We start from the raw sequence: 3844 nt of genomic DNA, 5'->3' as shown, positions 1-3844 counted from the left end.
CACGTAGGTGCGCCCGCTCTGGCTGGTCAGCGCGCCCAGCAGCTGCCCGCCAGCGCCGACCGCCGTCGGCGGGCCGGGCTCGGCGGACGCGGCGCCCTCGGACGCGCCGGGCGCGTGCGGGAACACCAGCAGCATCACCCGCCGCACCGGGCCCTCGGCGGGCATCCGGTCGATCGCCTCCAGCGCCTCCCTGGTGGGGGTGTTGACCAGCACGCCGCCGTCCACCGCGTACCGGGACAGGTCGCGGTCGCCGTCGGTCCACGAGGCCACGCCCGCCATGTCGACCGGGCCGCCGCCGTTGACCGGCACCCGCGAGGGCTCGAACGCGAACGGGAACGACGCCGACGAGCGCGCGGCCAGCGCCATCCGGGGGATGAGCCGGTCCAGCTCGCTCGGGGCGAAGTCGTCGCGCGGGCGCTCCTGCGCGGTCTCCCCGGCGGGCCTGGCCCACCCGTACGGGTCACGCCGGAACGAGAAGCTGCCCTGGTGGCTGGACTGGACCAGGGCCTCGCCGAGGTCGTCGTAGGTCACCGACGGCACCCCGGTGAGCAGGGTCGTGGTGATCCGCAGGTCCACCGGGCGCTCGTGCGCGGGCAGCGGCCGGTAGTCGTCGGTGAGGCGTTCGAGGGCCTCGTGCAGCCGGGGCAGGAAGAACTCGTCGCCGCGCAGCAGCGACACCGGGTCGCCCTGGAACGGGGTGCGCAGCAGCTGCTCCATGCGGCCCTGCTCGGACCACAGGTCCCGCAGCCGCTCCAGCTTCGCGGCCTCGTTGACCTGCGACAGCGCCAGCGCGGCCCCGTTGATGCCGCCCGCCGAGGTGCCGGTGATGACGTCGGCGCGGGCGGTCGCGCCGACCATGTCGAGCAGGTGCCGGTAGGGGCCCGAGCTGCGGGTGAGCCGGTCCACCTCCAGCACCGAGCCGCCCATCCACACGGCCAGGCTCACCCCGCCGTTGAGCACCACCGCGAAGCGGACCTGCTCCTTCGGGATTCCCCCGGCCCCGTCCTGCGGGTTCTGCTCCGAGCCAGCGCTCACGCCCGTTCCCCCTCGATCACCCGTGGTGGGCTTCCAAGATCCCTGCGGACACTGGAAGGACACCACGGACATCTCGCGCGAGTGAGGCGGGGTTACCCCTCGTGACCGAATTGCTGCTCAGCGCGGTCGGGACACCCGGCGGGGGCGCGCGGTCGAGCTACGCGGCTCCGGGCAGCGGGTCCTTCCGGATCAGCGGCCCGACGTGCTTGCGCGCCACGAACAGGCACACCGCGAACACCAGCACCGCCCCCAGCACCGCCTGCGGCAGCACGTACGCGCGCCCGTCGAACGCGGCCCCGGTCGGCGGCAGGACCACCGCGATGATCGCGCTGCCCGCCGTCGCCACCAGCCGGAACCGCTTGGCCAGCACCGCCGTCGCCAGCGGCAGCGCCGCCCACAGCAGGTACCAGGGCTGGAGCACCGGCCCGAGCACCAGCACCGCGCCCAGGCCCGCGCCGAGCCCGTTGACCGCCTTGATCCGGCCCCGGAACGCCTTCCACAGCAGCGAGCCGACGATCACCACGTACACCGCCTGCCCGATCAGCCTGCCGAGCGCGATCGTCGAGTCGGTGTGGTTGCCCAGGCCCAGCGCCAGCCCCAGCCCGCCGCCGAGGAAGCCCAGCGCGGTCGGCGGCGACATCCAGCTCTTGACCGTGCCCGCCGTGTTCAGCGTCTCGGTCCAGCCGAACCCGAGCCCGGTGCCGAAGCAGGTCGCCACGGTCACCACCACGGCCACCACCAGCATGAACACCGCCACCGACAGCAGGTCGCGCAGCCGTCCGCCGCGCCTGCGGGCCACGATGATGCCGAGGAAGCCCAGCGCCAGCGCGGCCGGGAGCTTCACCATCGCGCCGAGCGTGATCAGGGCCGCGCCGAGCGCCACCCACAGCAGCTCGTCGCGGGTGAGCGGGTCGCCGGGGTTGTGCACCGGGAGGCGGCGCAGCGCCACCTCGATGCCGACCAGCATCAGGCCGATCGCCAGCGCCTCGTTGTGCACGCCCACGACCAGGTGGAACAGCACCAGCGGGTTCGCCGCGCCCAGCCACAGCGCGCTCACCTCGGGCACGCCGAACCGCACCGCGAGGCGCGGCAGCGCCCACACGATCATGGCCAGGCCGACCAGGGCGAGCATCCGGTGCAGGAACACGCCGGGCAGCACGTGGTCGCCGGTGACCGCCGAGATGACCCGGCCCAGCGCCAGGAACAGCGGCCCGTACGGGGCGGGGGTCTCGCGCCAGATGGTGGGGACGTTCTGGGTGAGCACGTTGTCCACGCCCAGCGCCGTGGCCGGTCCCAGCTCGTACGGGTCCTGGCCGTTGGCGGCGATCTGGCTCTGCGCGAGGTAGCTGTAGACGTCGCGGCTGAACATGGGCAGCACGAAGACCAGCGGCGTGATCCACATCATCAGCGTGCGGTCCATCTGGCTGCGCGAGACCAGCCTCGGGCGGCCGGGGCGGGCGAACCGGCCCAGCCACAACCACGCCGAGACGATCATGAAGATGCCGGTCCAGGCCACCGCCAGCGTCGCGCTCGGCATCCGGGCGAACAGGCCCAGCACCGGGGTGCCCGGCAGCGGGCTCAGCACGGGCGCGGCGCCCGCGCCCAGCGACCCGGCCGCCAGCAGCAGCGCCCCGACCGTGCCCCACCGCCGCACGATGTCCAGCTGCCTGCGCTCGACGGCGTCCAGCGGAGCCGCCCCACCGATCCCGTCGCGGTCACCGAGAACCGCGCCGGTGATCACCCGCTCTCCACCCGTCCCCACCGGCGCAGGGTAGCGAAGCGCGGTGCACCCGGCGTTTCTCGGGCGGGTCGTGACCTGCTGCTATGCCACCGGGGCCGGTCGACTCAGGCGGCCGGGGCGGGGGTGCGCAGGCCGCCGAGCAGCAGGTCCAGGTACCGGTGCGCGGTCGCGACGCGCTGCTCCCGCGCGCCGCCCGCCAGCCCCACCGCGTGCGCGACGCCGCACACCAGCGGCGTCAGGTCGTCGGCGGTCAGGTCCGCCCGCACGAGCCCGGCGGCCCGCACCCGGTCGAGCACCGCGCCGCCCACCGTCCACATGGACAGCTTCAGCTCGGTGGTGCGCGGCAGCGCGTCGGTGGGGGAGGAGGCGACGCCGGGCACGGCCGCGTCGGTCACCTGCACCTCCACGACCCGGCGCAGGAACACGTCGAACGCCCGCCACGGGTCGGGTTCGGCGGCGGCCCGCTCGGCGGCGGCGACCAGCTCCTCCAGCCCCGGCGCGGCCACCGCCTCCACCAGCGCCTCGGCGGTGGGGACGTGCCGGTAGACGGTGCCGACCCCGAGCCCGGCGCGGCGGGCGACGTCGTTGAGCTGCACCGGAGCCCCGTCGTCGATCAGCTCGCGGGCCACGCGGACGATCCGCTCCCAGTTCCGGGCGGCGTCCTTGCGCAGCGGGGTGGTCGGCACGCGGGCGAGTCTAGTCGCGCGGCCCGGACACCAGCCGCTCGCTGAGCGCCCGCACCGCAGCGGCCACGGCGGGGTCGGCCGCAGCGCCGGGTGGACGATCCGGGGGTCGGCCATGGTCCGGGTGCTCAGGTCGGTCGACGCCCCGCCGGGGTCGGCCGCGAGCACCGCGACCCCGGTCCCGTCCAGCCGCTTCGCGAGGTCGAGCGCGTAGGCGAGGTTGGCCAGCTTGGCCCGCCCGTACCGGTGGAACCCGTAGTAGCCCCCGCCGGGCTCGGCCGAGTCGAACCGCCGCCCGCCCAGCACGACCGCGGCCGACGTCACGTTCACCACCCGGCTCGGAGCCCCGGCGGTGAGCGCGGGCAGCAGCAGCTCGGTGAGCAGG

At 75.2% G+C, this 3844-nt stretch carries 3 protein-coding genes; all 3 read right to left on the bottom strand.

Annotated features, from left to right (window positions below; translation table 11 throughout):
- Positions 1-1035 (bottom strand): patatin-like protein (locus ACTUAL_RS19865; RefSeq protein ID WP_440901300.1); only part of this gene is annotated, 1035 nt, incomplete at its 3' end.
- A 157-nt stretch (positions 1036-1192) separates the two neighbouring features.
- Positions 1193-2776, bottom strand: a complete 1584-nt coding sequence (mptB, locus tag ACTUAL_RS19860; protein WP_096496053.1) for a polyprenol phosphomannose-dependent alpha 1,6 mannosyltransferase MptB — start codon at positions 2774-2776, stop codon at positions 1193-1195.
- Positions 2777-2880: 104 nt separating this feature from the next.
- On the bottom strand, positions 2881-3844 hold a 964-nt coding region (locus ACTUAL_RS19855; protein WP_440901299.1), incomplete at its 5' end, for a TetR family transcriptional regulator.

The sequence above is a fragment of the Actinosynnema sp. genome (assembly GCF_052038725.1).
This window is presented reverse-complemented; position numbering and strand designations above follow the sequence as displayed.